This window comes from Leifsonia sp. KNZ12-8B, from assembly GCF_056755495.1.
Genome location: NZ_JBPGXM010000210.1, coordinates 1 through 3988, shown reverse-complemented (window position 1 = coordinate 3988; position 3988 = coordinate 1). Strand labels below are relative to the sequence as shown.

The following is a 3988-nucleotide window of genomic DNA, read 5'->3' as shown; positions in this document are numbered from 1 at the left end:
ACCCCCTCCCGAATCCGGAGCCATGCCCGCCGCCCTCACCGCCCTCGCCGTCGCCGCGCTCGCGCTGCTCGCGGAGGGCTCGTCGCATCCCTATGAGATGTTCCAGACCCTCCTGCGCCGGTCGGAGGATCGCGTGGTCAAGGTGCGGCCCGGCTCGCTTTACCACACAGTCGGCCGGCTGGAGGCCCAGGGCCTCGTCCGGGCGACCGGGACCGAGCGCGAAGGCAACCGGCCCGAGCGCACGACCTACGAGATCACCGACGCGGGCACCGCCGCGCTCGGCGAGCGCATCGCCGAGATCATCGCGACCCCCGTCAACGAGTACCCCGAGTTCCCGCTCGGGCTGGGCGAGGCGCACAACCTCCCCCTCGACATCGTGATCGACCTGCTGACGCGACGCGTCGCGCTGATCCGCGAGGACATCGCGACGCTCGATCACAGCATCCGCACCGTGCAGGCGAAGGGCCTGCCCGGCAAGTACTGGCTCGACGTGCGCTACCAGCGCGCGCTCGCCCAGGCCGACGCCGACTGGCTCGACGGCCTGATCAACGACCTCCGGACGGGCGTACTGTCCTGGACCGACGAGAAACACTGAGAGAAGACCTCATGGAACGCGAGCTCAAGCCCTGGCCCGCCCTCTGGGCGCTGGTCATCGGCTTCTTCATGATCCTGATCGACACCACCATCGTGTCGGTCGCCAACCCCTCCATCATGGAGGGCCTCAAGCTCGGCACCGACTACAACGCGGTCATCTGGGTCACCAGCGCGTACCTGCTGTCGTACGCCGTGCCGCTGCTGATCACCGGCCGGCTCGGCGACCGCTTCGGACCCAAGAACATCTACCTGATCGGCCTCGTGATCTTCACGCTCGCCTCCGCATGGTGCGGGTTCTCTGGCGTCCTGCCGGGAGGCGGCATCGGGATGCTGATCACGGCGCGCGTCGTGCAGGGCCTCGGCGCCGCGCTCATGACGCCGCAGACCATGGCCGTCATCACCCGCATCTTCCCGCCGGACCGCCGTGGCGCCGCCATGGGCCTCTGGGGAGCGGTCGCGGGTGTCGCGACGCTCGTCGGCCCGCTTCTCGGCGGCATCCTCGTCGACAGCCTCGGCTGGGAGTGGATCTTCTTCATCAACGTGCCCGTCGGCGTCGTCGCGTTCGTGCTCGCGATGCGGCTGGTGCCGAAGCTGCCGACGCACACGCACGCGTTCGACATCCTGGGCGTGATCCTCTCGGCGGTCGGCATGTTCCTGCTGGTGTTCGGGATCCAGGAGGGCAACACGTTCGACTGGAGCGCCGGCGTCTGGACGATGATCGTCGCCGGTGTGCTCGTGCTGATCGCGTTCGTGGTCTGGCAGGCGGTCAACAAGAAGGAGCCGCTGCTCCCGCTCGCGCTGTTCCGCGACCGCAACTTCTCGCTCTCGAACGGCGCGATCACCACGGTCGGCTTCGCCGTGACCTGCATGTCGCTGCCGCTGGTGTTCTACTTCCAGACCGTCCGCGGCCTCACCCCGACGCAGTCGGCGCTGATGCTCGCGCCGACCGCCATCCTCTCGGGCGTGCTCGCGCCGCTGGTCGGCCGGATCATCGACAAGGTGAACCCGCGCTACATCGCGACGCCGGGCCTCCTGCTGTTCGCGACCGCACTGTTCCTCTACTCGCGGATGCTCTCCCCGGACATCTCGATCTGGTGGCTGCTCCTCCCGAGCGCCCTGATGGGCATCGCGATGTCGGGCGTCTGGGGCCCGATCTCCACGACGGCGACCCGCAACCTGCCGATGAACCAGGCGGGAGCCGGGTCGGGCGTCTTCAACACGACGCGCCAGATCGGCGCGGTGCTGGGCTCCGCCTCCATCGCCGCCCTCATCGAGGGACGCCTGGCCGTCGACCTGCCGAGTGGAGGCGGCGCCAACGCCAACGAGGCCTCCGCCGGCACCGAGCTGCCCGAGTTCCTGCACGCGGGCTTCACGCAGGCGATGGCGGAGTCGCTGCTGCTGCCGGCCGCGGTCGCGCTCATCGGCGCGATCATCGTCGCCTTCTGGGCGCGGCCGAAGCCGCCGGCGTGGGGGCCCCGCGCAGCCGGTGGCCAGGAGGCCGCCGCTCAGGGTGCGGGTGGTGCGACGCACGGCGCCCACGCGGCTCCGGTGCCCGCGGACGTGGTCGCGCACGGTGCCCACGCGGCGGATGTCCCGCCCGCCACCGACGTCCCGCGGGGCGAGGAGCCGCCGCACGGCGTCCACGCCGCTCCCGTCACCGACTGACGACTCGCGTCGCGAAGCCCTCCCGCCGACCCGGCGGGAGGGCTTCGTCATCGCAGCGGTCTGCCGATCAGCGGCCGGCCATCAGCGCAGGATGCCGTCGAGCATCGCATCGAGGTACGCCCGGCCGTGCTCCGGCCGCAGGCGCGCCGCGTAGCCCAGGCCGCAGGCCAGGATCATGAGGTCGGTCGCGTCGAGACCGGGTCGCAGCCCGGACGACGCCCGGTGGACCAGTGTGGCGAACGCATCCATGAGCTCGCCGCGCAGTGCGACGGTCTCGGGCCGCGACGGCGAGGAGCCGACCGTGGCCTCCGCGAAGTACGGGTCCTCGGCGTAGGCGTCGAGGGCGTCCGACAGGAAGCGGCGGAAGGCGGCCACCGCGTCGGCGTCCTCCGCCGCCGCGCGCGCAGCATCCGTGAGCTCCACGAACCGCCACTCCACGAGCCCCTCGGCCAGCGCCTCCGGCGTGCCGAAGTGGCGGTAGACCGTCCCCACCCCGACCTCCGCGGCGCGGGCGACGGCGTTGAGCTGCAGGGGCTCCCCGGCGGCGGCGAGGACACGTGCGGCCGTGAGGATGCGCTCGCGGTTGCGGAGCGCGTCGCGCCGGAGGGTGGTCACGGCGACGAGCTTAGCGGATGATCCATCGAAATGGATAGAAAATCCGCTTGTGCTATCGTCGTCGCCATGACCCGCGAGACCCTGCTCATCGGCGACCGCCGCCGCTCGTACCTCCACGTCGCGCCCTCCACGCCCGACCCGGGAGCGCCGCTGCTCGTCGCCCTGCACGGCACCACCCAGACCGGCGCGACCATGCGCCGCTTCAGCGGACGCACCCTCGACGCCCTGGCTGAGCGGATCGGCGCCGACCTCGTCTACCTCGACGGCCACCGCCGCGCCTGGAACGACGCCCGCCTGATTCCGGCCTCGGCCGCTCAGCGACAGGATGTCGACGATGTCGGCTTCGTCCGTGCGGTCGTCGAGCGGTTCGGCCGTCCGGCGATCGCGGTCGGATACTCCAACGGCGGCCAGCTGATCCACCGCATCCTGCGCGAGGCGCCCGGTCTGCTCGCCGGGGCGGTCGTCGTCGCCGCCGGGCTGCCGGTGGAGGAGGACTTCGCCCTCGCGGACGTCGCCCCCGACCGCGTTCCGCTGCTGATCGTCCATGGGACCGCGGATCCGGTGGTCCCCTACGACGGGGGCGCGACGCGGCTGCTCGGGCGCACCAGAGGGACGGTCCGCGGCGCGCTCGCCACGGCACAGGCGTACGCCGGCGACGGCGTCGAACCGACGGGCGGTCCGGCCGACGGCGGATCCGGCGGGGAGGCCGGGGTCACCCGCACCGACTGGCCCGGCGTGCGCCTGGTGACCCAGCACGGCACGGGGCACGTCATCCCGAACCGGGTCACCCGTCCGACGCCGCGCTTCGTCGGTCCGTCCCACGCGGATCTCGACCTCGGCGAGGAGGTCGGGGCGTACTTCGGACTGGCGACCCGGGCCCGCCCAGTCGTGACATGATGTCGCTCCTCGCGCCGAGTGGTGACATCAGGTCACGACTCGCGGCCGGGGGGGGGGGGGCCGGGCCGCGCCGGGGGGGGGGGGGGGGGGGGGCCCCGGCCCCCCGGGGGCGGGGGGCGGCCCGCGCCCCCCCCCCCGCCCCGGGCGGGCCCCCCCCCCCCCGCCCCCGCGGGGGGGGGCACGCCGCCGTCGACGCCGGTGTCGATCACGGCGACCT

At 72.9% G+C, this 3988-nt stretch carries 4 protein-coding genes; 3 read left to right on the top strand and 1 reads right to left on the bottom strand.

Going from position 1 to position 3988, the window contains the following annotated elements; translation table 11 throughout:
* Positions 1-22: 22 nt before the first annotated feature.
* Entirely contained in the window at positions 23-595 is a 573-nt protein-coding gene (locus ACR9ZG_RS18375) for a PadR family transcriptional regulator (RefSeq protein ID WP_481286288.1), read from the top strand.
* A gap of 11 nt (positions 596-606) precedes the next feature.
* Positions 607-2259 (top strand): DHA2 family efflux MFS transporter permease subunit, encoded by a 1653-nt coding sequence (locus tag ACR9ZG_RS18370; protein ID WP_481286287.1) that lies wholly within the window; start codon positions 607-609, stop codon positions 2257-2259.
* A gap of 81 nt (positions 2260-2340) precedes the next feature.
* Here ACR9ZG_RS18370 and ACR9ZG_RS18365 read toward each other — a convergent pair whose 3' ends face one another.
* Positions 2341-2874, bottom strand: coding sequence for a TetR/AcrR family transcriptional regulator (locus ACR9ZG_RS18365; RefSeq protein WP_481286286.1), 534 nt, complete (start codon positions 2872-2874; stop codon positions 2341-2343).
* 66 nt (positions 2875-2940) lie between these two features.
* Between ACR9ZG_RS18365 and ACR9ZG_RS18360 the strand changes: the two genes are divergently transcribed.
* Complete coding sequence (locus ACR9ZG_RS18360; protein WP_481286285.1) at positions 2941-3771, top strand: CE1 family esterase; 831 nt, start codon at positions 2941-2943, stop codon at positions 3769-3771.
* Positions 3772-3988: the final 217 nt, after the last annotated feature.

Excerpts from the sequence above, each read along its gene's own strand:
- ACR9ZG_RS18375 (WP_481286288.1), top strand. The coding sequence starts at position 23 with ATGCCCGCCGCCCTCACCGCCCTCGCCGTCGCCGCGCTCGCGCTGCTC.
- ACR9ZG_RS18370 (WP_481286287.1), top strand. The coding sequence starts at position 607 with ATGGAACGCGAGCTCAAGCCCTGGCCCGCCCTCTGGGCGCTGGTCATC.
- ACR9ZG_RS18360 (WP_481286285.1), top strand. The coding sequence starts at position 2,941 with ATGACCCGCGAGACCCTGCTCATCGGCGACCGCCGCCGCTCGTACCTC.